Origin of the sequence: Psychrobacter sp. bablab_jr014 (genome assembly GCF_016464015.1) — a bacterium.
Classification (GTDB): Bacteria; Pseudomonadota; Gammaproteobacteria; order Pseudomonadales; family Moraxellaceae; genus Psychrobacter.
Window position 1 is genome coordinate 1 of record NZ_JACDXT010000018.1, and the last position, 24,959, is coordinate 24,959.

Genomic DNA, 24,959 nt, shown 5'->3' on the forward strand with positions numbered 1-24,959 from the left:
AATAATAAGTTTAGTCATTCTAAGCGCTTATTTTTAACGATGAAGCGGCAAAAAAGAGTCCTGTCCCTGCGGGCTGATGCTAAAATTGCCCCATACTGCGTTGCAAATCTCGCTAAGGCATCTGCATTATCGTCGCTTTGTGCCTTGTCTGGAACAATTTTAGCGATCAGCAGTGCCTATTTGCGAATGTCCAACATGCCCTACTTATTTTTCATCATAACAGGAGTGCGGCAGATGCCCAGCACACAACAACGTCTTTGGCAGCGCAGTTTATTGGTGGTGGGTATGAGCGGTCTGTTGCTAACGGGCTGTGATTCCTCTGAGCCGACCAGCGACACGGCAACACCCGTTACAGAGACTAAAGAGAACACCGCGTCTGCGCCAGAAGCCAGCGTAACAATGGATACAAATACAGTGGCTCAAAATACCGAGGCCAATCAAGCATTGCCTGAAAACAACAGCCCGCCAACCGATACCGCGCCTACAAATACGGCTGACAATGCCACTACAGACGCGCCTGCCGAAACCCTCGCGGGCACACAAATCACTGACATGCGCTATCAAAATGCGGCAGGCGAAGTCATCAGTGTGGTCTTTACTACCTCGCCATCTGGTATTTTAAGCGCGCGCCTTACTATGCCTAATCAAGCGCCGATGACCTTAGATGCGCCTGAGGGTCAAGGTAACAATCCTACCTACCGCAGTAGCGATGGCAAAACCCAACTCGTCAGTCATGGCGGCGGCAATAGCATTGATGTGATTATCAATGACACCGTGACCAGTTTTGATGCGACCAGTGCCGATGCGCGTGTGGTGACCACGTCATAAATCAATAAATCTAAATCAATAAATCATAGACGCAAACACCAAGCCCATAAAAAAGCGCTGCCTGATGTTAAGCAGCGCTTTTCTTATTTAGGATTGAGCGCTTATTTTATAAACCGAGCTTTTGCCGTAGTTTGGATAAAAATCCTGATTTGGCAGGCTGCGGCGCACGTGCTGGCTCAGGTTCAGAAGCTACTGACTGGCTACTGCCTGTCAGATTGACATCCACACTGCTGCTCGTCGGCGCGCTGGTTTGCTCACCACGAGCGCGACGCGCCAAGAGTTCATCCATCGTCATTTGCACAGGCGCGGCTGGACGCTCTACGGGACTCGGCATGTCATTATTGGCGCTTGGCGCTGTAGGGTCGACGCTACGTTGGATACGGGTATCAATATCAATATAATTGTCCGCCTGCAAACTGCCTGCAAACAGCAAACTTGCAATAATTTTTTTGCTGCTACCGACTGAGATTTCCGCACGCTGCGCCATTTGACTGACATTACGCGGGGCATGCTCTATTGCAGTCATCACGCGCATCATCTCGCGGCGCTCTTTGGCGTTCATAACACGTCCTTGATTGTCGAGTGCAGGCTTGACCCAATAGCGCAAACGGTAAGTAGCATCATCATTAATCAGTGGCGTAAGTAGCGTGCTTTGTCGCCACGCTGCCTGCCACAGCCACTGTGTTAAGTCTGTTGCGTCTTTATCATCGGGGCGCTCATCGATATAGTCTTCTACCGCCCACGACAGATCCAAAGGTACAGGCATTGTCGTATCTTGCCACAATCTGCCTGTGCTTGGCTCCAAGATAGCGACACGGCGGCGTGCTCCATTGTGCTCAGCTGTGACTTGATTTAACCCTATTGGTCGACTTTGTAAGGTTTTAATACAGCGTACCAGTCCGTAATAGTTCTGACTGCTGTGTTCTACAGCTCTAGATTCGGCAGGGTTGACTTGTGGCTGGGCTTGAGCCGATGTGCTTGGCGCAGGCGGTGTGTCAGGCTCTTGCGGACGCGCCTCAGACTGACCTGTCGTCACTGTCTCATGGATATTATTTTCTGCCTGACGCGCGGCTTCTAGCGTAACAGGTGTTTCGCCCTCGTCTTCAGGCGCATAGGCTTGCTGTTTCATAATATTGGTAACGCTGCCCGAGCCTTTTTGCAAGACCGCAACATAGCGCATCAGCCAATCGCTTAGATTATCGAGTTTTTTTAGCGGCAATACGACATGATTATCTGCCATATAACCTGTCTCATCATCGTTACGACTGACGTATAACACAGGCTTACCAACTTGCGTAGATAACAGTTTTAAAACGCTCGCGGCATCACGAAACTCATGGCTGATAAGATATAAATCCACTTGGCTATGACTGGCAGAAACCCATTCAAGATCAGCCTCTAGACGCAACAGGATACGTAGATAGCCCTTTAGCAGTACCTGATCAGCAGGACGGATACCCACTAAAGCAGTGCGCAACACCTTTTTTAGGTTCTGCTGATGATTGTCTGCCAAATAGGTCATGTAATCCCTCCAAGTTGTACGTCAAGATACCGCTCAAATAATGGTTCATCGTAAACTGCTTTATGGTACAGGCTTTATTTTTTAGTCACACAACATATTACGCTGTTTTTCATTGTAAAACATTGTTCAATCAAGTACGAGACCTGCCAAGCCATTTATTACGCCACCTGTGCCATGGGTTGATATGGTCATTATGGTTTGGCGCGTCAAGATCAATCTAAGCAAAAAGCGTACCGATTCATAAAGTATGAAACAAACCATAGGGGTCGCTTACGATGGCAGGATGTTTTCATGCTGTAACCGCATTATTTATTTTTTTAATGGCGGCTTTATATCATATTCGCTCGATTGCCATGTATAACCAAAAAATAAGCGCCAAATGCTTAAATATTGACATGAAAATGGTAAAAAGTAGAAAAATTATTGCGTCTGCGGTCAAGTTTACCTAACATAGCTTGATTGTACCGAGAATGTTTTATTGCCTCTGCACAACTCGCGTAACGCGTTTGGTATGTCAGATGCCTCTATTGGTTCGGAGAAGGTGTCTTTATCCTGCTGGTCGATACGATTGCGCCCAGCCTAGCGGTCATTTTTACCCTGTCCGACCTCTTATTTATTTTACCCAAGATAAGGTGACGCTTTATTTATGAAAGCCAGTCAATGTTTATTTGCCACGCTAAAAGAAACCCCAAACGACGCTGATATTGCTTCTAGCCAGTTGATGGTACGTGCAGGCTTGATTCGTAAAATCGCATCAGGGCTGTATATTTGGCTACCAATGGGGCTAAAGATTTTAAAGCAAGTTGAGCGCGTTGTACGTGAAGAGATGGAGAGTATCGGCGCACAAGAGCTTTTGATGCCGATGACGCAGCCTGCTGAGCTGTGGCAAACCAGTGGCCGCTATACAGATTATGGCCCTGAATTGTTACGTTTCGTTGACCGCCACGAGCGCGGGTTTGTGCTTGGCCCAACGCACGAAGAAGTCATTACCAATCTTGCTAAAGGCGAGCTGCGCAGCTACAAGCAGCTGCCCATAACGTTTTTCCAAATCCAAGGCAAGTTCCGCGACGAGATTCGTCCACGCTTTGGCGTGATGCGTGCGCGTGAATTTACAATGAAAGACGCCTATTCGTTCCATATCGACCAAGCCTCACTTGCCAATACATATCAAGACATGTACGACGCTTATACGCGTATCTTTACCCGTTTGGGCTTAGATTTCCGCGCAGTACAGGCCGATTCAGGCTCGATTGGTGGCTTCGCGTCACATGAGTTTCACGTCCTTGCGGACAGCGGCGAAGACGACATCGTGTTCTCTGATGTGTCGGATTACGCAGCCAATATTGAGCTGGCTGAAGCCATCAGTATCGGCGAGCGTCAAGCGCCAACCATGACCCGTCAAGATATCGACACCGTCGAGATGCCGACCTGCGAAGCAGTCGCGGACTATCTGAACTTGCCACTGGCTAAAACGGTCAAAACTTTGATTGTTAATGGGCAAACCGCTGAGGGTGAGCCGCAGCTGGTCGCGCTGGTCTTACGTGGTGACCACACGTTAAACGACATCAAAGCTGAAAAATTGGACGAAGTGGCAACGCCATTGACTCTTGCTAGCGATGCTGACTTAAAAGCAGCAGGCTTGTATAAAGGCTATATCGGTGTGGACTTGGACATGCCTGTACTGGTCGACCGTGCCGCCGCTGAATTGTCCGATTTTGTGGCAGGCGCAAACGTCGTCAACAAACACAGCATCGGTGTCAACTGGGAGCGCGACGCACACATCACACGCACGGTCGATATCCGCAATGTGCAAGAAGGCGATGCCTCTCCAGATGGTCAAGGCACGCTACAAATCAAACGCGGTATCGAAGTCGGTCACATCTTCCAATTGGGTGACAAATACTCGCAAGCGCTCGGCTGCACCGTTTCAGGTGAAGAAGGCAAGCCTGTCACGCTCATGATGGGCTGCTACGGTATCGGGGTCAGTCGTATCATCGCAGCGGCTATCGAACAAAATAACGATGCCAATGGTATCTTATGGCCGACCACCCCTGACGTTAAGGATTCACTCGCACCGTTTGAAGTCGCTATCGTGCCGATGAAATCAAAAGAAGATACGGTCATTGAGACAGCCACTGCATTGTATGAAACCCTAAAAGCGCGTGGCGTGAATGTGCTACTAGATGACCGCAACGAGCGTCCTGGCGTCAAATTTGCTGACCTTGAGCTGATTGGCGTACCGCATCGCATCATCGTCTCTGACCGCAATCTTGCTGAAGACAAATACGAGCATGTTAACCGCCGCACAGGTGAAAAGCAGCTCTTAAGCCATGACGAATTGCTTGCCGCGCTTGGCTGTGAATAATCGCTGCTCGCAATCGTTAATAAAAAAGCGCCCATCGTGGCGCTTTTTTTTGTGCATATCATTAAGGCCAAACGGCGTGCTTTACTGACGAATCAAACGGCTGGGCGCAGGCAATAGGCGGCTATCACTGACGCGGCATGGGTTGATATCAATACCACCGCGGCGCGTGTACCATGCGCGCACCATCAGCTCCGTCGGCGCGTAAAAGGCGCTTAAATCAGCAAAGATTTGCTCCACGCACTGCTCATGAAAGCCATTGTGCTGACGAAAGCTCAAAACATAACGCAATAGCGCGGCGGTATCGACCTTTTTTGCACTGACAATATGCACTTGTAGCGTGCCCCAATCGGGCTGATTGGTCACAGGACAGTTACTGCGCAGCAAATTGCAATACAGCAGCTGCGCCTCATTGGCGTCCGTCATCTCGCCTGCTGCCTGTAGCAAGCTGGCATCAGGATGCGCGCATAGCGCCACCTTATCAGTGCTCTCTGCCAGTGCTTCATCAATACAGCTGCCTGCTGGCTGACTGATTTGTAGGCTCTCAGGCATCTCACCTAAAGCAAACAAACTGACCTCAACCGCCGCTTGCAAACACGCAGATAAGTCCTCGGTGATTTGCGCGCTGACCGCGTCCCAGCTTTCAAATACCGTGAAGTTCAGGCTGTTAAAATATAACTTTAAAGACTTAGACTCGATGATAGATGGGCTGTCCGCAGGAATAGCAAGGCGTGCCATCGCCACTTGTGAGATACCGCGTGCATCAAGCCACGACAGCTCAAATGCGTGCCACCAGTCTACCCCTTGTGCCAAGCGCGTGGCATCACCGCCGATCACATCACGCCCGAGCGAGCGCGCAATCGGATACAGCAGACTTGGGTCATACTGCGTTGGATAGTCGGTGGTGTGCTCGCCCAAAATGCCGTGAATACTCATAAACTGCCCTAACTGCTAAATACATGATAATAAGTGGCCGTATTTTACCGCAATCAACCCTTGCTGTGCGCCTTTTGTGTGGTTGCATCTGTCACGTTAGCGAATCGGTACAACCTGCCATTCATCACTGCCTTCAGGCTTAACGTAATTAAAGCGCACGCGGTAAGCGGCATTGTCATCATAGTTGATGGTGTAGTAATAATCGACCAGCAGACTGCTGTCCGTCACCCACTCTAGCTTGACACTTGAGGGATTTTTATACGCATCCTCGCCGTTATAGTAGGCGATATGCGCCTCAATGACGTCTGTGCTGTTTTCGTCTTCACTTTCAAGGTCGTAATAGCCACTGGTTTGTTTGTTTGCAATATTTATATAAGTATCACCGGGATAAGCAGAAACGGTTGCCACATAATCACGACTGGGCGAAAAAGCAGGCTGTACCCCTATAAGTTCTTGATTGAGACCTGTCTTTAAATCAACGAGAATAGCATTGGCACTTTCTGACAAATCCTCTCTGATGACAAGCTCCTGAGTCTCGGCATCATAAGTTTGTAGCCGAAGCTCTGTACTAATGTCTTCGTAGCGTGAGTGATGCTCACGAAACGTCAGTGGCAAACGGCGATTGGGTACTTTAATGAAAATAGTGTCTTTTTCACGCGCTAGTGTTTCAGACAGTCCCCATTCCTTGCTCAGTCCATTGTCCCGTGCTTCGGCAATGTCATACATACAAAGATCATAGGCAGATTCGCCCGCCGCATTGTAGTCGGTGTCCAGCTCATAGCACTCGGTAAATGCCTCATAAGGATACGCCTCTTGCGGCAGTACTTCCCACACATAGTCACTCATCGCGGCACGCGGCGCACTCTCTGCCTGCGCTGCCCCTGCACATAGTGTCAGCAGCAAACCACTTATTTTTACCAGCTTAGTCATTTTTCGCATAAAAAAAGCCCAACAAATTTTTGGGCTATATAGTAAGCAAATGGGTGCCAGAACTCAAGCACCGCTTTTCCGCTATTGTTAATTCACTATACAATCGATGCAAAGTGATTAGACGGTATTTTTCGTAGCCTCTGGAGACGCAGTCACAGCAAGCAAGAAAAATACCGTCTAATCGCAGAAAGTTGTTATGCTATATCAGTTTTATTGAAATTTAACTGCATTAACTACAAACGAATCCGTGAACCATTGCTTAGCAGGCGATAAGCGATCACATAAAATATCACGCAAAAGGCAAAAATCGCGCCCATCGAGTACCAGACATTCACGTCAGAGTAGCCCAAGATACCGTAGCGGAACGAGTTCACCATATAGACAATAGGATTTAATAGCGAGATGTTTTGCCAAAATGGCGACAGATTTTCCATAGAATAAAACACACCGCCCAAATAGGTCAGCGGCGTCAAGACAAAGCTTGGGACGATAGAGATATCATCAAATGAGCGTGCAAACACGGCATTAATAAAACCGCCAAGTGAAAACAAAATCGACGTGCCCAATACCGTGAACATGGTCACAAATAAATGCTCAATACCCAAATGCGTAAAAAACAGCGCCACAATAGAGACGATTAAGGCAATCGCCAGCCCGCGAAAGATACCGCCGCTGACATAGCCCATTAATATCGCGTGCTTTGAGACGGGCGATACCAAAAGCTCCTCGATACTGGCGGTAAATTTGGCACTAAAAAAGCTCGACACCACGTTGGAATAGCTGTTGGTGATAATCGACATCATGATAAGACCGGGTACGATAAACTGCATGTACGGCACGCCGCCCATCTCGCCCACACGTGAGCCAATCATCTTACCGAAGATGACAAAATATAAGCTCATGGTAATCACAGGCGGCAATAGCGTCTGGGGCCAAATGCGTAAAATACGGCGCACTTCTTTGAGCAAAATGGTCCAAAATGAAATCCACTTTTTGTTCCATGACATGGATTTTTTGGTGTCTAGTGCTGGCGTTTGGCTCATAATCCTGCCTCCTTCATGCTGTCTTTACTGTCGATATTTTTGTCCACTAGGCGCATAAACAGCTCCTCTAAGCGGTTGGCTTTGTTACGCATACTGGCGACTACCAGCCCTTGCGCTGACAGCTGCTCAAAGACGTTATTAAGCGACTCACCTTCTGTCAAAGTCACCTCGACCGTCTGACTGTCGGGCTGTGTCACTTCGGTCACGCCATCAAGCTGCACCGTATGATTGGCGGGAACTTCCAAATCAAAGACAAACGTCTCAACCGACAACTGCGCAAGTAAATTTTTCATCTCGGTGTTAATACGAATCTCGCCATGATCCAAAATGGCAATGCGTTTGCACAGCTGCTCCGCTTCTTCAAGATAATGGGTGGTTAAGATAATGGTGGTGTTTTCTTCGATATTAATCTGCTGCATAAAATCCCACATCGAGCGGCGCAGCTCGATATCTACCCCTGCGGTAGGCTCATCAAGGATCAGCAGTTTGGGCTTATGGATGAGCGCACGCGCAATCATTAAGCGGCGCTTCATACCGCCTGACAGCTCACGCGCTTTGTTACCGCGTTTATCCCACAGACCAAGCGCCGTCAGCAAACGCTTTGCCCGTGGCCGCGCTTCTTTTGCCGAAATACCAAAATAACCCGCTTGGGTGATTAAAATATCTTCAACTTTTTCAAACATATTAAAGTTAAATTCTTGCGGCACCACGCCAAGATATTGTTTGGCTAGCGACGGATTGGCCAATAGGTCTGTGCCAAATATCTCAACACTGCCTGTGGTCGGCTGAAACAACGAGCTGATGATACCAATCATCGTGGACTTGCCCGCGCCGTTCGGCCCCAATAATGCAAAAAAACCGCCTTGCGGTACGGTTAAAGAGACACCTTTGAGTGCCGAAAAGCCATTTTTGTAGGTTTTGGACAGATTGTTTATCGATAACGCAGGTACGTCAGACATAAAGACCTCTACAGTTTGAGATACGAGTGTTGCGCCTCGCTATCTTGTCAAATGAAAAAAAATACGATAGTTATTATAAAAAATGCTAAAGCTCTAATCTGAGGCTACCCATGCTAAATTTCAACCGACAATCACGGACGATAACCAATTTACCTAATAAGTAAAAATCATCATAAAGCCTTGCTCTATAGGCTCTTTATCCATACTAATGATTATAATGAAATGGCGGATGTAAAACGCCACCCCATAAAAAAACACCCATCTTTTGCAAGATGAGTGTCTTTGTAGACTTGGAAACAAGGTCTTCGTCATGCCAGTTAGCTGACAGCGGCAACCATGTAATCCACAGCGTTTTGAACTTCTTCGTCTGGAATGTCTGCACCGCCTTTGGCTGGCATGCTGTTAAAGCCTTCGATAGCGTGCTTATATAGAGTGTCTTTACCCTTACCAATACGAGCGCCCCATGCGCCAGCGTCACCAAAGGTCGGCGAGCCGAGCAAACCTGTGGCGTGACAAGTATGACATACCGCATCGTAGACCGCTTTGCCGTCACGTGGCTCGCCATCGGCCGAAGCGCCTGAGCTACGCGCTGTGACGTCACAATCTTCACCTTCAAAACAAACCGTGCCGACAGGCTGAATACGCGCAATCAATGTCGGATATAGGCTGATTAACTTTTGAACTTGCGGTGTGTCTGTCGGAATTGGCTCTTCGTCTTCGGCAGGTGCAGCAGCGGCAGTTTCTTCGCCTTCAGCAGCGGCATCGCCTTCTGCCGTCATTTCACCTTCAGCAGGTGCAGCATCTGTTGTATCTGCCGCAGCTTGTGGCGCATCGCCCAATACCTCAGGTGCAGCTTCTTGTACGTCTTGCCCTTCTGCAACATCGCTGACGCTTACGGGGGTGTCTACGACTTCCTCAGCTTGGCTCACCGCGATACTAGCGATTCCTAGAATGGCAGCCGCCGATAACATAACTACTTTTCTCATTCGTCACGTTCTCTTATTACATATACAAGTGGTGATAGATGATGTCTGCTACGGTCATTGGCATTCATATCGCCTACGTTGCAATGTTACCCAACCCTATCAACTTGTAATCGGTGATTATCAGTGTAAATACTCCACAGCATTATAAGGGAAAAGGCGGGTAAATTGCCATGTTTGTTTACAAGCAATCGGCGTTTTTTCACAAAAAGCTTTGATTGCCCGCTTTGTCGATTGGCAATTTCCCTTTTATTTGCTAGACTAAGCGGTCTTTAACCGTGCCGCTGAGCGCGGTTAATTCTAGCAGTATCTTGGCAATACCCTGCATTTGCGCCCGTAGCTCAGTTGGATAGAGTATCGGTTTCCGAAGCCGAGGGTCGTGGGTTCGACTCCCGCCGGGCGCACCATTTGTGCTGTAGCGTCAACTCTTTTGTATTTACACTATAGCCATCACACGCCACTGCTCACCCCTTTTTACTTATCAAATCACCCAAACTGCCACGCCGATATCTGGGTTTTTAGCACTTGCTCGGAGTAGATTTTGTGCGCAGTGTCCTCCCCTGCCGCACCTACAGCGACCATAAGCGGTAGCAAATGCTCTGCTTCGCCCGCAGGATGGACGATGTGCGCATCGGGCGCGCGTTCCCAGTTATTCAGGGCGGCAAAGCGTGCATCTCTCGGCTGCTGCATCGTCTCACTCAGCCATGCATCAAAGCGTTCAGATGGCGCAGTAAAGTTTTCGTTGCCATAGCCGCGCATGTTGTGAAAGCTCATGCCACTGGCAATAATCAATACCCCTTCTTGACGCAAATCGGCAAGCGCCTGACCTGCCAGCAAATGCGCCTCAGGGTCAAGATCGTGACGTAGTGACAACTGGACGATAGGAATATCGGCATTTGGAAACATTACCTTGAGCGGTATAAATACGCCATGATCCAATCCGCGTGTGGGGTTTAGCGTATTGTCCAAACCTGCCCGGCTCAATCTATCACTGATGCGTGCAGCCAAGTTTGGCGCGCCTTTGACAGGATACGTCAGCGCATAGGTATGCTGCGGAAAGCCATAATAATCATAAATCAGCTCGGGCTGAGCACTCGTTGTCACGCTAAAGTTTGTATCTTGCCAATGCGCGCTAATAACGACGATTGCTTTCGGCGGTGCGGGCAAGCGACTGTCAATACTGCGTAAAAAGTCGGCCATCCCCTGCCATGTGTCGGCAGGTTGCCAGTCCATAAAAAAGCACGGCCCACCACCATGCGGAATAAAAAAGACAGGTTGCGTCATGGTATGACTGACAGACTTCATAAGTCTACTCCTTGTGTTATGGATAATGGGTGCGGCGATTTACATTAGGCTGATCGGGTACTGAGCAGTTTGTCCACGCTCAAATGACCGCCGCCTTGTATCATCAGTGCAAGCGTCGCCACCATTAAGGTCAATGCATATTCGTAGCCATTGTTTGACATAAATAAGCCATTACTGATGTGGACTGAGAATATCGCTATCAGCATCGTAAACGCGGTCGCCAGTGCCGCAGGACGTGTCAGCAGACCGATGATGAGTGCCAACCCACCAAAAAACTCCGAGCCACCTGCCAATATCGCCATCAAATAGCCAGGCTCGATACCGATACTGGCAAGCCATCCTGCCGTACCTGCCAAGCCATTACCACCAAACCAGCCGAACAGCTTTTGTGCGCCGTGCGCCATCAAAATCAAACCGACAGGCACACGAAGTACGAGGGCGGCATAGCCTGCATGCGTTGCCAATAACTTATTAAAAAATGAATGTTGCATAGCCAATACCTTAGTATGAATGTTAAAAATGAGATTCTTGTTTAGATGGTCTCATTTTACTATCAACACTTTTAAAGAATAAGGCGCACATTATTGAATAATTAACAACACATCATTGATAATGACTATAAAATAAGCACCTGATATATGACGGTTATAAAAGGAAGGGAGTATGGACAGTATTGATGCAATGCGCGCCTTTGTCGCGGTCGTGAATGAAGGCAGCTTTAGCAAAGCAGCAAACACGCTTAATTTGTCACCGCAGCTGGTCAGTAAATATGTCTCTAAGTTAGAAGAAAAGCTCGGCACAAGGCTATTACAGCGCACCACACGCCAAGTCAGTGTCACCGAAGCGGGCAGTCAATACTTTGTCCACGCGCAGCAGATTTTGCTCAGTATCGATGATATGACGGCACAGCTGCACGGCCTACAACAAAAGCCAAAAGGTACGTTGCGTATCAGTGCCCCTGTGTCCTTTGCACTCAAGCACATGGCCAAGCTGACCACCGACTTTCAAAAGCGCTACCCTGATGTGACGATTGACTTACAGTTAAATGACAGAAAGGTAGACATTGTCGAAGAAGGCTTTGATATTGCGCTACGTATTGGCGAGCTTAAAAGCTCTTCGCTGGTGGCAAAACAGATTGCGCCGATTCGTGTCGTACTGTGCGCGTCGCCTGAGTATTTACAAAAGCATGGCACGCCAAGTACCTTAGCAGAGCTGGACAACCATCGCTATCTGCATTACAGCTACATTAATATGGAAGCGACTGGAGAGATTTACGAGTACCTAAGGACACGCTATTTTAAACAAAGCAGCACCTTTTATAGTAATAATGGCGACGTGCTCGTGGCGTCCGCCGTCGCGGGTGCAGGCTTTGTGTTGCAGCCTACCTTTATTGCCAGTGAGGCGCTGAGCACAGGCAAACTCGTTCCGATATTGCCGCAATACGAGCCAAAGCCCATTCATCTATACGCCGTCTACGCGCACAAAAAATTGCTGCCGCATAAGGTGCGCTGCTTTATTGATTTTCTTAGCAGCTATTATGGCTCGCCGCCATATTGGGATGCGCGCATCGCGGCGAATCAGTATTGACCAAAGCAAACGCTTGATGGTCTGTTACGAGGCTGATGACAAAGCCTCTTTTAGTATTGCCACATTTGGCACACGGTGATAATTGAGCACCCGTACATCACCCAAAAGACGCTCACCAACGGGGATTTTTTTATCCATCGTTATCATAGCGATTTTGAGGGCGTGCTTGGTGACCAGCAGGTGATTGCTACGCCGCGTCACACGGTAATGGCTAAAGGTCTTTTCAATCAGCGCGGCTGTCTTTTGTAGCGCGTCATTATTTGGCTTTTTAGCTTTACTGTTTGCTACTGACGTGTCCCCGCGCTTAGACGCAATCAACCACAATACGGCAATTACCGCGATAATAATCAGTAGCCACCACATTCCATGCATCATGATGAGTTCTCTGTTTTATGTGAATAAAAGGCCATAAAAAAAGGCACGATATAGTATCGCACCTCTTTTTATATAAACCAAAAGTTTATGCCGCTGCCGCATCAACTTGCGCCAGATACTGCGCTTTTGCCGCATCGTCAATAAACGCAGAGCGAAAGCCATTTTTCACCAGCGTAATCACTTCTTCTTCGGTCATCGGTAAATGCTCGCAAAGGTTAAAGAAGTTTTGATTCATATAGCCTTTGAAATACGCAGGGTCGTCCGAATGGACGCTGACATTGAGACCATAGCTTAGCAACTCTTTGATATTGTGCTCGCTATAATGGTCAAACACGCACAGCTCGATATTTGAGTTTGGGCACACGGTCAGCGGCATTTGGTTATCTTTGAGGCGCAGCATCAGCGCATCGCTATGAATTGACTGAACGCCGTGGTCGATACGGTGGATGTTAAGTAAATCCAGCGCTTCATTAATATAAGAAAAGTCCGCCTCTTCACCCGCATGCGCGACCAGCTTAAAACCATGCGCCGCTGCTGCTTTAAACACACCTGCAAACTTCGATGGCGGATTGCCCACTTCTGAAGAGTCAAGACCCACACCGATAATGTCGTCTTTATACGGCAGCGCTTCTTCAAGGGTGGCAAAAGCATCGGCTTCGGACAAGTGACGCAAAAAGCACATGATAATGCACGAGGTAATACCGTGCTGGCTGCGCGCATCGTCTAATGCGGCTTTGATACCACCAATCACCGCCGAAAATGGCACGCCGCGCTCAGTATGCGTCTGCGGGTCAAAGAATATCTCAGTGTGGACGATGTTGTTTTCGCGGCACTTTTCGATATATGCCCACGTTAGGTCATAAAAGTCATCTTGGGTTTGCAGGACATTTGCGCCTGCATAATAGATGTCCAAAAAGCTTTGTAAATTATTAAAATTATAAGCACGGCGCACGTCTTCGATGGTGTCATAAGGAATCGCCACGTTGTTCTTTTTGGCCAAGCGAAACATCAATTCAGGCTCCAGCGAGCCTTCAATATGCAGATGCAATTCGGCTTTGGGTAAGGCTTGAATCAGTTGACGCATAGAAGGAGTGATAGACATAAATAAGCACCGCGATACAAATAAAGCCGCGTATTATGCCACACTTTGTCTGTTTATGCTGCGTGTAAGAAAGTACTTATCAGTCTTTATTCATCAGCATTATTGCTTATAAAAACAACAGGTTACTTTTAATTTAGCTACTACTTTAAATGCACCACGGTGTTGGACAGCTCATTACCCATTGGATTGTCTTCTAATTGATAGTATTGGCGCAAGAGGTGACCGATTTCGGTAAGTAGCTCACCAAGACTTTCTTCGATTTTTTGATTACTGATACCTGATAGCGCTTTGTCACACATCGCCTGCCAAACGGTGGGACTGACGTGCGCATTGATACCACGGTCAGCGACAATGTTCAGGCTTTTTTCGCAAATATTGACGTATACCAAAATACCTGTGTTTTCTTCGGTATCCCACACGCGATACTCACTGAATAGATCAATGGCACGCTCATAGGTGTCAATATGGTATGCCTGCTCAATCGGTAAATGGTTTTCGATAATCAAAAACACTTCACCGCGATGCCCTTTTTCAGCAGCCGCTACTTTTTCGCTCAAATGCGCTTTGACAGTTGGGGTCAGCCAGCGACTGTGCAACATGGGTACAAACAGCACTTGCCGCCACCAGCGAGACAAGCTGTCTTTAGCGGTAGATGCCTTTGGTTGTGTCATGGTTGTGTCCTTCAAATATCAATAAGCAAAGCGCCGTTGCATGCTAAAAATAGCCATTTGGTTGGTTATTATCGTTATATCATTCATTACCACGAGCCGCCAGCACCGCCGCCACCGAAACCGCCGCCACCGCCACCAAAACCACCACCGCCGAAGCCGCCGCCCCCGCTACCACCACCAAAGCCGCCGCCAAAACCTGGTACGATGACCATACCGCCACCGCGTCCCCCTTTGCCACCCTTACCGCCTTTACCACCGCCGCCTGAGCGTCTTGAAATAAGAAATACCCATAAGAATATGGCCAGTATCAAGGTCATAATAAAGCCGCCCCCGATCGCCAGCGAGCCTGCAAAAAAGCTGCCTGTCGTCACTAATGAGCCGACAACCCGACCTAACAGCTGCGTTAAAAACGTGCCAAAGATAAAAGCAATAATAAACAAAGCAATGGTTGAGGGTTGGTCGCTCTCATTTGCCGCTTCAGCAGCCGCGGCTTCATCTGCACGCGCCAGCGCCTCAGGGTCAGCAGTCAGGCGCGACTCGACACGGTTTAGCGCTGCGCTTAAACCGCCTGCATAGTCGTTTTGTTTAAAATAAGGGGTCATATCCTCGCGGATAATGCGATTGGCAACGGCATCAGGTATCACGCCTTCTAATCCATAGCCTGTCAGCATATAGACTTCGCGGTCATTGACTGCCACAACAATCAATAAGCCATCATCGACATCTTCGCGTCCCAACTGCCATTTTTCTGCTATTTGCAGGGCATAATCAAAAATCGGCTGACCATTGGTCGTCGGCACAATCACAACTGCTGCTTGAGCCAAACCTTGTTGATAGATGTTTTTTAGCTGCGCTGTCAGTTGTAGCTTTTCGTTGGGATTAAGGATATTGGCTTGATCGACGACTGGCTCATTTAAAATCAGCTTATCCGCGTCCACATTTTGAGCATTTGAAGTACGCGGTGCGGGTGCAGCCTCTGTACTGTCGGTATTGTCAGCACTGGCAACAGCAATATCATCACCACCCTCAGCGCGCGGATTGATGGCCTCATTATTTAAAATACCATCATTAATCGCCTCGTTACCGAGTACCGCATCATTGATGGCTTCATTGTCTTGAGCGGCTCTGCTGATAGCGACAATATCATCTGCAGTTTGGTCAGACGCGCTCGTATCATTCGGTGCAGCATGTAATAAGGACGCGGTACTGGTGACAGAGACCAGCACACTGATTGTCGCAATTTTTTTAAACACGTCCATAGACCTTATTCCACCTTACCCACATACGAAAATCATTGACTGCAAGGGCAACAACGGTATGTAAAATCTACTATTGCTACCGCTTGCGTCTGTTTTTATTTTTATTATCGATTTAGCTTTATTGTCTGCTCATTTTAAGCCTCGCCATCTAAATGATGACACGCCCTAGTCAATAACTGGCTTGGTATGCCTTCTACCTTATTGCGCGCTGGCCTCGTCGCCGTCGTTACCAAAGTCCACACTCGGCGCAGTGGATATTTCTGCTTCATTAGCCACCGTAAAGTTTGGCTTTGCTTGCATACCAAACACTTTGGCCGTGATATTGGTCGGGAACTGACGCACCGTCGTATTATAGCCTTGGACTTCTTGAATATAGCGGTTGCGAGCGACTGCAATACGGTTCTCTGTCCCTTCTAACTGCGCTTGCAGATCTTGGAACAGGGCGTCAGATTTTAGCTCAGGATACCGCTCTGATACGGCCATCAAACGTGATAGTGCGCTGCCCATTTGCGCTTGCGCTTGTGAATACTGCTCAATCGCTTGCGGATCGTTTAGTACCTCTGGCGTCACTGTAATACTGCCTGCACGCGAGCGCGCTTCAGCGACTTGCGTGAAGACTTCTTGCTCTTGGTCAGCGTATTGCTTAACGACTTTGACCAAGTTTGGCACAAGGTCACTACGGCGCTGGTATTGGTTGACCACCTCTGACCATGCCGCGGTGACTTGCTCGTCTTGCGCTTGCAAGTTGTTATAGCCACAACCTGTCAAACCAACGCTAGAGGTCGCTAATACGGCAGATAACAACAGCGGTTTAAAGATTGACCGTCGAGTCATATATGTGTCTCCTAAAAATGTTTTGTATTTTTCTATTGTCTGCTCGGCATATTCTGCCTGTTATGTTGTCAATGATGACGCTATCACTTTGGTTTTACAATCAGTCGTTACCAAAAACCAACCGCCAAAGTACCAAGGATTAACTGTCAAAAATCCTATAAATAATCAATATTATCAATATTTAAGCATCAATATTTTATAAAAATAAAACAGCTGTCTTGCTTGTTTTTTTAACGCTTTACATACTCGTTTTGTTATTTACTATGGCAATCTTCAAATGGATAAAAATATTTAGTTATACCCGATTTTGGTAACAATTTAGTAACATTAATGTATATATCTATTTTGGCTGTTTTAAGCCAGTAAACAGAAATATACGCGATGGTACTGTAAAAATCGCTAGCAATTACTGCTAATTTGTGGCAAATTGCAGTTACTTGGTAACACTGTTTACGTTCATTTGGTATTAGATTTGTAATGTATTATTAGTATATGATACAGGTTTCTAACAATCTAGCACCAAGCGCATACACTCATGCAGCCAGTTACCTATAGAAGATGCGGTAAACAGGCTAACGGCTTGATACCCATCATGTGATATCTGTTTTATCCGTAGGACCTAGGTTGGGTCACCACTTCGATGACAGACACAAAAAAGCAAATGGAATTGTGACCGCTACTTAGTGGATAAGACAGATGAATTGTCCTTGTTATCAGTAAGACAGCAGCCTTTGGCTACTGAACACATTATTAATATTACTGTTGATATCTGGGGTTCATGTAAGGAACACATCTATGGAAAGTTTAGTCAATGCTTTAAACGGAATTATTTGGAGCAATGCGCTCATCTATCTGTGTCTAGGCGCAGGTTTGTTCTACTCTATCATGACGCGCTTCGTTCAAGTGCGTTTGTTCAAAGAAATGATTCGCCTACTATTCCAAGGCAAGTCCAGTGAAGACGGTATTTCATCCTTTCAGGCACTTGCGGTATCGCTCGCAGGTCGTGTGGGTATGGGTAACATCGCTGGTGTCGCAGCAGCTATCGGTTTCGGTGGTCCTGGTGCGGTATTTTGGATGTGGATTGTCGCATTCTTGGGCGCATCAACGGCTTACGCCGAATCAACCCTCGCGCAGATTTATAAAGAAAAAGACACAGTAACAGGTCAATATCGTGGTGGCCCTGCGTATTACTTTGAGCGCGCATTGGGTCAGCGCTGGTATGGTGTGGTCTTTGCTATTGCGTCTATCCTAGCGTGTGGTATCTTCCTGCCAGGCGTGCAAGCAAATGGTGTTATCAATGCATTCACTCAGGTCATGGGTGAAGGCAGCGCTGTTAGTTTTATGGGCAGTGACATTGGCTCTATGCGTTTTGTAGCGCTAGGCATCATCCTTGTGGTGTTGGGTATTATCATCTTTGGTGGTATCAAACGTATCGCTACCTTTACTGAATTCGCTGTCCCTTTTATGGCGATTGGCTATATCGTATTAGCACTTATCATTATGGTTGCCAACTTCGATATGATTCCTACTGTTTTCGGTAGTATTATCGGCGACGCATTCACTGCACAAGCTGGCTTTGGTGCAGCGATTGGTTGGGGTGTAAAACGCGGTATCTACTCAAACGAAGCAGGTCAAGGTACTGGCCCTCACGCGGCAGGTGCTGCAGAAGTTGACCATCCAGCACAACAAGGTTTGGTACAAGCATTCTCTGTGTACGTTGATACCCTACTCGTCTGTTCTGCAACTGCGTTTATGATTTTGACCATGGGCACGTACAACATCCAAGGTACGCTACCAGAAGGTCAGTTCATCGTACAAAACATCGCAGCGACTACTGAAATCAACTCACCTGCGTTTACACAGATGGCTATGGAGTCAGTCTACGGCGGCTTTGGTGATACCTTTATCGCTGTTGCTGTATTCTTCTTCGCCTTCACTACTATCTTAGCGTACTACTACATTGCTGAAGTTAACGTGGCCTATTTAACCCGTTTTGTCAGTCAAAAAGCCAATAAAATTGGTTTGTTATTGGTCAAAATCCTTATCATGGCGATGGTTGCTTATGGTGGTCTAAACTCAGCAGGCTATATCTGGGGCATCGGTGATATCGGTGTGGGCTTGATGGCTTGGCTTAACATCTTGGGTATTTTGGTTATCTTCTTTGTGGCACGTCCAACCATGGACATTCTCAAAGACTACGAAGCACAGCGTAAAGCAGGCGTAAGCAGATATACCTTTGACCCAGCGAAGTTCGGTATCAAAAACGCGCCTTACTGGGAAGCACGTCGTGAAGCGCGTGACGCTAGCGATTGGGATAAGAAATAAGTCTTTAATTAAATACCATTTATTCTCCTGACTCAATAACCAATAGCCCAAGCATGACTTGGGCTGTTTTTTTATAAAAAAACCCAACCAAAATTTTGGTTGGGTTTGTCATTTGCTATGAGCTGTTGTTAGCCATATGTCATGGATAAGACAATGGCGTTATCTACAGATTACTTAGGCATCAATACCGTATCGATAGTATGTACCACACCATTGGTTGCCATCATATCTGTACCAACGATTTTGGCTTTGTTACCACTAGCATCAGTGATGGTATTGTCTTCACCGATAGTAAACGTGCCACCATTTTCAGTTTCAATAGGCTGACCGTATGGGATGTCTGCTGCTTTTACTACCTTACCTACCACGTGATATGGCAGTACTTTTTTAAGGGTTTCAGTATCTGCTAGCAGTTCTTCTTTGGTTTTACCCATATCGGTCAATAGCTTGTTAAAGGCTTCGTCTGTTGGTGCAAATACGGTGTACTCACCATTTTCCATCAGCATACTGTCTAGATCTGCTGCTTTTAGTGCCGCAGTCAGTACGGTTAGGTTTTCATTGGCAGCGGCCATTTCACCGATGCTTTGGGTTGCCATACCATCTGCTTCGGCGGTCGCCATATCGTCAGCTGACATCGTTGCATCTGTCTCTGCCATTGGCTCTGTGGTCGCCATATCTGTATCAGCAGCCATGTCTTGATCTTCTGTCATTGGTGCTTCAACTTCAGCAGTGTCTGTCTCTGCGGTTTCGTTGTTGCTACAAGCTGCTAATGGCAAAGTCATCGCAACGGCTAGCGGCAATAATGTCGTTTTTAAATTTAGCATGATATATCCTTATTGTGTCGTTATCGATAAAATGCACAAAACAAAAAATCACAATCTAAAATGGTTTTCAGGGTATCTTTAAACCTAAAGAAAGTGGCGAAACCTTAGACTAAAACACGGATTTGGTAGTGCGCTTTTATTGTTGGTTTTATAGCGGGGCAAATCTACCGCTTAAAATTAGATTGCCAATCACTAATTATTGGCAATCCAAAAACAATGTAACATCAGTGATTAATCTATTATGTGGTCAATTCTTTTACTTGCGTTTATTTTGGTAGCAATACTTTATCAATTACGTGTACAACGCCGTTATTTGCTTTGATATCAGTCTTCACAATGTTAGCAGTACGACCATTTTCATCTTTTAGCTTACCATCAGCAGTGATAACAAGGGTGTCTTTGCTTGCGGTCATGACACTACCTGGCTTCACATCTTTAGCATAGACTGGCATGGTGCCGTTTAGCACATGGTAGCCCAGTACTTTGGTTAGTAGTGGTTTGTTTGCGAACAGTTGTTCTTTGGTCATGCCTGTTTCTTTTAGCACACCCGTAAACGCTTCATTGGTTGGTGCAAATACAGTGAAATGCGCGTCTGGGTTTGATAGGGCATTGCCTAAACCTGCTGCTTGTACGGCTTCGACCAACAATGAGAAGTCCTCGTTGCCCTGTGCCACTTGTACGATATTCATATTATCTGTGGCTTTGTCATGCATCGGCGTGTCATTTGACATATCGTCATGCGTCATCATGCTGTTACAAGCGCTCAGACCTGCGACTGAGACAGCGAGTGCACCGATAGTAGCCAATTTAGTAAGTTTCATAGTCGTGTCCTTAATTGTCAAAATTATTAAATAATTTTAAATGTGTTATAAAATAGGTAATCGTAAAACTACCCAGTATTGCAGCGAATTTGCTAAAGATAAACTAACATAATTGATTTATCACGCCGCTTTCTGTCACCTGTATTTTTGTAATACTGATGTAACGTTAGCTTGTTTACTTAACACAGTTGTTCGTATCTGTTTATCAATTTTTGTTCCTTTTTTAATATTCCTTGTAAGACTTTCATTTATCTGTGTGCGTTTTTTAATCCAAAAAACACTCAGTGTGCTCTAATGATTCGCCCTAAAAACAGCCATTTTCATGCTAAGATAAAGACCGTTTGCGCCTTTTTTATGCTTAATTCTTCCTCTATCTATTCATTTATACAGTTGCCTTTATGACTTCGATGACCGCTTCACACACCGATACCAAGCCTGCTCCGCTGACCCAAATGTCTGCTGATGATTTTGTTTTGACCCCACCTGATGTGTTCCCCTTTAAAGCGGCGCAGCTAACGGCGCGTGCGCGTATGGAGGCGGCGCTTAGCGCGCGCATTTTGATGCTTGATGGCGCGATGGGCACACAGATTCAGACCTATAAGCTAGAAGAAGCGGACTATCGCGGTGCGCGCTTTGCAGACATTACCCAAGAGGTGAAAGGCAATAATGATTTGCTGGTGCTGAGCAAGCCTGAGCTGATTCAAAATATCCACGGCGACCATCTGGCAGCGGGTGCGGACATCATCGAAACCAACAGCTTTAACGGTACGCGGCTGTCGATGGCAGATTATGATATGGAGTATCTGGTGCCTGAGATTAACCGCGTAGCGGCGCAACTCGCGCGCGCGGCAGCGGATGAGTACAGCGCCAAAACGCCTGACAAGCCGCGCTTTGTGGCAGGGGTGCTGGGGCCAACCTCGCGCACTTGCTCGATATCACCTGATGTCAATGACCCCGCCTACCGCAACGTGACCTTTGACCAGCTGGTACTCAATTACCGCGAGGCAACGCTGGCCTTGATTGAAGGTGGCGTGGACATCATTTTGATTGAGACCATCTTTGATACGCTAAATGCCAAGGCAGCGATTTTTGCGGTGCTTGAGGTGTTTGACGATATTGGCTTTGAGTTGCCGATTATGATTTCAGGCACGATTACCGATGCCTCAGGACGCACGCTGTCAGGACAGACAGCGGAGGCGTTTTATAACTCAATTCGCCATGCCAAGCCCATCTCGGTCGGCTTTAACTGTGCGCTCGGTGCAGACGCGCTAAAGCCGCACATTCAGACACTCTCTGACATTGCCGATTGCTACGTGTCTGCGCACCCGAACGCAGGCTTGCCCAATGAGTTTGGCGAGTATGACGAGACCGCCGAAGAAACTGCAGCACTGCTCGAGAGCTTTGCCAAATCGGGTATTTTAAACATCGTCGGCGGCTGCTGTGGTACGACGCCTGCGCACATTCGCAGCATCGCCGATATGGTGGCAAACTACCCACCGCGCAGCATTCCTACCATTGCGCCCGCCTGCCGATTGTCGGGGCTAGAGCCATTTAACATCACCAAAGACAGCCTGTTTGTGAACGTCGGTGAGCGTACCAACGTCACAGGCTCCAAAAAGTTTTTGCGCTTGATTAAAACCGAAGCCTATACCGAGGCGCTGGATGTGGCGCGCGACCAAGTCGAGGGCGGCGCGCAAATCGTCGATATCAATATGGACGAAGGGATGCTCGACTCCAAGCAGGCGATGATTCACTTTGTCAATCTCGTCTCAGGCGAGCCTGATATCAGCCGCGTGCCCTTGATGATTGACTCGTCAAAGTGGGACATTATTGAGGAAGGTCTGAAGCGCACGCAAGGCAAAGCGGTGGTCAACTCCATCTCCTTAAAAGAAGGCTATGAGGAGTTTGTGGACAAGGCGCGTCTGTGTATGCGCTACGGCGCGGCGGTCATCGTCATGGCGTTCGATGAAGACGGGCAAGCGGACACCGAGCAGCGCAAGATTGATATCTGTAAGCGCAGCTATGACATTTTGGTCGATGAAGTGGGCTTTCCGAGCGAAGACATTATCTTTGACCCCAATATCTTTGCGGTCGCCACAGGCATCACCGAGCACAACAACTACGGCGCGGACTTTATCAACGCCACCAAATGGATCACTGACAATCTGCCCAATGCCATGGTGTCAGGCGGTGTGTCAAACGTGTCGTTCAGCTTCCGTGGTAACCCCATTCGTGAAGCGATTAACGCGGTATTCCTGTATCACGCCATCAAAAATGGGCTGACCATGGGTATCGTCAACCCATCGATGCTCGAGGTGTATGACGAAATTCCGCTGGACGCGCGCAACGCCATCGAAGATGTGATGCTCAACCAAAACCAAGGCGACAGCGGTCAAGACGCTACCGAGCGCCTGATGACCATTGCCGAGCATTATCAATCGGGCGGCAAGAAAAAAGACAGCGGCGCAGACCTCGCTTGGCGCGAAGAAACGGTCGAAAAACGCATCGCGCACGCACTGATCAAAGGCATCACCACCTATATCGACGTCGATACCGAAGAGGCACGCCTTAAATACGACCGCCCGCTGGAAGTCATCGAAGGACCCTTGATGGATGGCATGAACATCGTCGGTGACCTGTTTGGCGCGGGCAAAATGTTTTTACCTCAGGTGGTTAAGTCCGCGCGCGTCATGAAGCAATCGGTCGCGTGGCTAAACCCCTATATCGAAGCCGAAAAAGTCGAGGGCGAAACCAAAGGTAAAATCCTGATGGCGACCGTCAAAGGCGACGTGCACGATATTGGCAAAAATATCGTCGGCGTGGTACTCGGCTGTAATGGCTACGAAATCATTGACCTCGGCGTCATGGTGCCGTGTGAAAAAATTCTCGATACTGCCATCAAAGAGAACGTCGATGTTATCGGGCTCTCAGGGCTCATCACCCCAAGCCTCGATGAAATGGTCTATGTCGCCAAGCAAATGCAAGAGCGCGGTATGCATCTGCCGTTGATGATTGGCGGCGCGACCACCTCAAAAGCGCATACCGCCGTCAAAATCGAGCCGCAATACCAAAACGATGCCGTCATCTATGTCGCCGATGCCTCGCGCTCGGTCGGTGTGGTGACCAAGCTACTATCTAAAGAAAATCGCGTCGCCCTCATCGAAGACACACGCGCAGAATATGTCGCGGTGCGTGAGCGCCTTGCTAAGCGCCAACCCAAAGCCGCCAAGCTGTCCTATGCCGAATCGGTGGAGATGGGCTTTGGATTTGATTGGGACAATTACGCGCCTCCTGTGCCGAATAAACTTGGACAAACGGTGCTGGATGACTATCCGCTAGACAATCTGCTCCCCTACATCGACTGGACACCGTTCTTTATCTCGTGGGGACTGGCGGGCAAATATCCCAAAATCCTAAACGACGACGTAGTTGGCGAAGAAGCGACCGACCTCTATAACAACGCACAAACCTTGTTACGACAACTGATTGATGAGCGCCTCATCAGCGCAAAAGGCGTGTTCAGCCTGATGCCTGCTCGCCGCACAGGCGCGGACACCGTGACTGTCTATGACGCCGATCCTAGCCAAGGCGGACAGCCCACGCATCAGTTTGAGCACCTGCGCCAGCAAAGCGACAAAGCATCTGGCAAGCCCAACTTTAGCCTTGCCGACTTTATCTCGCCATCAGACACGCACACCGACTACTTGGGCGGCTTTACCGTCTCCATCATCGGTGCCGAAGCGCTGGCTGAGGACTACAAAGCACGCGGCGATGACTATAACGCCATCATGGTACAAGCGCTGTGTGACCGCCTCGCCGAAGCCTTTGCCGAGCATCTGCACGAGCTGATCCGTAAAGATTACTGGGGCTATCAGCCCAGCGAAGCGCTGAGCAATGACGAGCTGATTAAAGAAAAATACGTCGGCATCCGCCCCGCCCCTGGCTACCCCGCCTGCCCTGAGCATACCGAAAAAGGCAAGCTCTTTGACTGGCTGGGCACGGTCGATGCCATCGGCACGACGCTCACCGAAAGCTACGCCATGTGGCCTGCCTCCTCGGTCAGTGGTTTTTATTATTCGCACCCTGACAGCGAATACTTTAACGTCGGTAAAATCAGCCGCGACCAGCTCGAGAGCTACGCCGAGCGTAAAGGCTGGGATATCAAGACGGCAGAAAAATGGCTCAACCCAAACCTATAACCCCTTAACCACATAAAAACACAGGCTTATTCATGGACGCATGGATAAGCTTTTTTTGTGTCTGACTTATTATTCTAAACTTACTGCTTACCCA

General features: G+C 48.0%; 20 protein-coding genes and 1 tRNA gene. 6 read left to right on the plus strand and 15 right to left on the minus strand.

Annotated features, from left to right (window positions below):
• Positions 1-234 precede the first annotated feature (234 nt).
• Complete coding sequence (locus JIE71_RS04480) at positions 235-828, plus strand: hypothetical protein (RefSeq protein ID WP_199507536.1); 594 nt, start codon at positions 235-237, stop codon at positions 826-828.
• Positions 829-934: 106 nt separating this feature from the next.
• Here the strand turns inward: JIE71_RS04480 and JIE71_RS04485 are convergent, their stop codons facing one another.
• Entirely contained in the window at positions 935-2,350 is a 1,416-nt protein-coding gene (locus JIE71_RS04485) for a hypothetical protein (protein WP_199507537.1), read from the minus strand.
• 646 nt (positions 2,351-2,996) lie between these two features.
• Here JIE71_RS04485 and JIE71_RS04490 point away from each other — a divergent pair.
• Positions 2,997-4,715: a proline--tRNA ligase gene (locus JIE71_RS04490; protein WP_199507538.1), complete on the plus strand. Its 1,719-nt coding sequence runs from the start codon at positions 2,997-2,999 to the stop codon at positions 4,713-4,715.
• A gap of 81 nt (positions 4,716-4,796) precedes the next feature.
• Here JIE71_RS04490 and queF read toward each other — a convergent pair whose 3' ends face one another.
• The 5 genes from queF to JIE71_RS04515 all read right to left on the minus strand — a co-directional run bounded on the left by queF (position 4,797) and on the right by JIE71_RS04515 (position 9,566).
• A complete protein-coding gene (gene queF, locus JIE71_RS04495; protein ID WP_199507539.1) occupies positions 4,797-5,648 on the minus strand; it encodes an NADPH-dependent 7-cyano-7-deazaguanine reductase QueF in 852 nt (283 codons plus the stop codon).
• Positions 5,649-5,744: 96 nt separating this feature from the next.
• Positions 5,745-6,587, minus strand: coding sequence for a hypothetical protein (locus tag JIE71_RS04500; protein ID WP_199507540.1), 843 nt, complete (start codon positions 6,585-6,587; stop codon positions 5,745-5,747).
• Positions 6,588-6,811: 224 nt separating this feature from the next.
• On the minus strand, positions 6,812-7,585 hold the full coding sequence (locus JIE71_RS04505) for an ABC transporter permease (protein ID WP_199507571.1): 774 nt from the start codon (positions 7,583-7,585) through the stop codon (positions 6,812-6,814).
• Positions 7,586-7,617: 32 nt separating this feature from the next.
• A complete protein-coding gene (locus tag JIE71_RS04510; RefSeq protein WP_199507541.1) occupies positions 7,618-8,580 on the minus strand; it encodes an ABC transporter ATP-binding protein in 963 nt (320 codons plus the stop codon).
• Positions 8,581-8,897: 317 nt separating this feature from the next.
• Positions 8,898-9,566: a c-type cytochrome gene (locus JIE71_RS04515; RefSeq protein WP_199507542.1), complete on the minus strand. Its 669-nt coding sequence runs from the start codon at positions 9,564-9,566 to the stop codon at positions 8,898-8,900.
• A 327-nt stretch (positions 9,567-9,893) separates the two neighbouring features.
• On the opposite strand from JIE71_RS04515, the gene JIE71_RS04520 reads away from it, so the two are divergent.
• Positions 9,894-9,970: transfer RNA gene (locus JIE71_RS04520), tRNA-Arg, on the plus strand.
• A 79-nt stretch (positions 9,971-10,049) separates the two neighbouring features.
• Here the strand turns inward: JIE71_RS04520 and JIE71_RS04525 are convergent.
• Complete coding sequence (locus JIE71_RS04525; RefSeq protein WP_199507543.1) at positions 10,050-10,868, minus strand: DODA-type extradiol aromatic ring-opening family dioxygenase; 819 nt, start codon at positions 10,866-10,868, stop codon at positions 10,050-10,052.
• Positions 10,869-10,912: 44 nt separating this feature from the next.
• Entirely contained in the window at positions 10,913-11,359 is a 447-nt protein-coding gene (locus JIE71_RS04530; RefSeq protein WP_199507544.1) for a DoxX family protein, read from the minus strand.
• Between the two features lie 172 nt (positions 11,360-11,531).
• Here JIE71_RS04530 and JIE71_RS04535 point away from each other — a divergent pair, with 172 nt between their 5' ends.
• Positions 11,532-12,455: a LysR family transcriptional regulator gene (locus JIE71_RS04535; protein WP_199507545.1), complete on the plus strand. Its 924-nt coding sequence runs from the start codon at positions 11,532-11,534 to the stop codon at positions 12,453-12,455.
• A 24-nt stretch (positions 12,456-12,479) separates the two neighbouring features.
• On the opposite strand, the gene JIE71_RS04540 is transcribed toward JIE71_RS04535, so the two are convergent.
• The 5 genes from JIE71_RS04540 to JIE71_RS04560 form a co-directional block, all read right to left on the minus strand.
• Positions 12,480-12,830 (minus strand): hypothetical protein, encoded by a 351-nt coding sequence (locus JIE71_RS04540; RefSeq protein WP_199507546.1) that lies wholly within the window; start codon positions 12,828-12,830, stop codon positions 12,480-12,482.
• An 85-nt stretch (positions 12,831-12,915) separates the two neighbouring features.
• Positions 12,916-13,914: an adenosine deaminase gene (locus JIE71_RS04545; RefSeq protein WP_199507572.1), complete on the minus strand. Its 999-nt coding sequence runs from the start codon at positions 13,912-13,914 to the stop codon at positions 12,916-12,918.
• Between the two features lie 158 nt (positions 13,915-14,072).
• A complete protein-coding gene (locus JIE71_RS04550; RefSeq protein ID WP_199507547.1) occupies positions 14,073-14,603 on the minus strand; it encodes a TPM domain-containing protein in 531 nt (176 codons plus the stop codon).
• 86 nt (positions 14,604-14,689) lie between these two features.
• On the minus strand, positions 14,690-15,862 hold the full coding sequence (locus JIE71_RS04555; protein WP_199507548.1) for a TPM domain-containing protein: 1,173 nt from the start codon (positions 15,860-15,862) through the stop codon (positions 14,690-14,692).
• 198 nt (positions 15,863-16,060) lie between these two features.
• Positions 16,061-16,696, minus strand: coding sequence for a LemA family protein (locus JIE71_RS04560; RefSeq protein WP_199507549.1), 636 nt, complete (start codon positions 16,694-16,696; stop codon positions 16,061-16,063).
• A gap of 795 nt (positions 16,697-17,491) precedes the next feature.
• Between JIE71_RS04560 and JIE71_RS04565 the strand changes: the two genes are divergently transcribed.
• Positions 17,492-19,021, plus strand: a complete 1,530-nt coding sequence (locus tag JIE71_RS04565) for an alanine/glycine:cation symporter family protein (RefSeq protein ID WP_199507550.1) — start codon at positions 17,492-17,494, stop codon at positions 19,019-19,021.
• Positions 19,022-19,191: 170 nt separating this feature from the next.
• Here the strand turns inward: JIE71_RS04565 and JIE71_RS04570 are convergent, their stop codons facing one another.
• Both JIE71_RS04570 and JIE71_RS04575 read right to left on the minus strand, forming a co-directional pair.
• Positions 19,192-19,845: a fasciclin domain-containing protein gene (locus JIE71_RS04570; protein WP_199507551.1), complete on the minus strand. Its 654-nt coding sequence runs from the start codon at positions 19,843-19,845 to the stop codon at positions 19,192-19,194.
• Between the two features lie 266 nt (positions 19,846-20,111).
• The gene (locus JIE71_RS04575) at positions 20,112-20,666 is read right to left on the minus strand and encodes a fasciclin domain-containing protein (protein ID WP_199507552.1); all 555 of its coding nucleotides are present in this window, start codon (positions 20,664-20,666) and stop codon (positions 20,112-20,114) included.
• Between the two features lie 398 nt (positions 20,667-21,064).
• On the opposite strand from JIE71_RS04575, the gene metH reads away from it, so the two are divergent.
• A complete protein-coding gene (gene metH, locus JIE71_RS04580) occupies positions 21,065-24,865 on the plus strand; it encodes a methionine synthase (RefSeq protein WP_416232007.1) in 3,801 nt (1,266 codons plus the stop codon).
• Positions 24,866-24,959: the final 94 nt, after the last annotated feature.